Genomic DNA, 903 nt, shown 5'->3' with positions numbered 1-903 from the left:
TAATGGAATAGAAACGGAGGTAGCTTGGCTTTCGCGGCAGCGCGGTAATCGGTAGAAGCTGAGATAATCATAATGGTGTCCTAGCGGTTATTCTAAGCAAAGTTGTGGAGCATTTGCTCTTAAGTGAGCTTTCATCGCACAAAGCGCTAAAAGCATCAAAATGAGTATAGTTACCTTTGCATCACTTACTTTTGAATCTGCGATTTAGGTAACCCACTTACATAATTGGTTGAACAATCTTGATTTAATCGCTCAGTCAGTTATGCAAACTGGAAAGGTGACACAGCTGCCGGGGGAATTGATGTAGCAAGCTAAATCAACATGTCGGGGTAGTAGTGCTGACAGCTGTGTCAAATCGGGCAGGGCAGTGAGCCCTGCATTCGTATTACTTCATCAAGACGTCGGTGAGTTGGAATCCGTAAATCAGAACCAAACCGATGATGCCTGTCATTACTAGGTAGTAGAACGTTGGGATGATCGTCTTACGCAAGGTTGCGCCTTCACGACCTAGTAGACCGACGGTTGCGGATGCTGCCACCACGTTGTGAATGGCAATCATGTTACCCGCAGCCGCGCCAACGGCTTGCAGTGACACTACAACCACGCTTGAGATAGACAATGTCTGCGCGACTTCGAATTGGAACTGGCTGAACATCATGTTCGATACGGTATTCGAACCTGCGATGAATGCACCTAGCGCACCAACCGTTGCACTCAGTGCTGGGAATGCAGAGCCAACGAGGTCTGAGGCAAAGTTCGCGGTTGTTACAGGCATACTTGCTAGGTCAGCACCGTTCACTCCTGAGTTGATGAAGATACGTACCATCGGGATAGTGAACACCAATACGAAGCCTGCACCGAGTAGCGTTTTGCTTGATTCGACGAATGCTTCACGCAAAGGTT

The 903-nt window shown here is 48.0% G+C and carries 1 protein-coding gene; it reads right to left on the bottom strand.

The window, feature by feature from the left end; translation table 11 throughout:
* Nucleotides 1-385 precede the first annotated feature (385 nt).
* A partial coding sequence (locus R8N47_RS24125; RefSeq protein WP_318185969.1) for an L-lactate permease occupies nt 386-903 on the bottom strand: 518 nt, incomplete at its 5' end.

Source organism: Vibrio sp. 2132-1, from assembly GCF_033344315.1.
The sequence above is the reverse complement of the archived record's forward strand: the minus strand, read 5'-3'. Positions and strand labels throughout refer to the sequence as shown.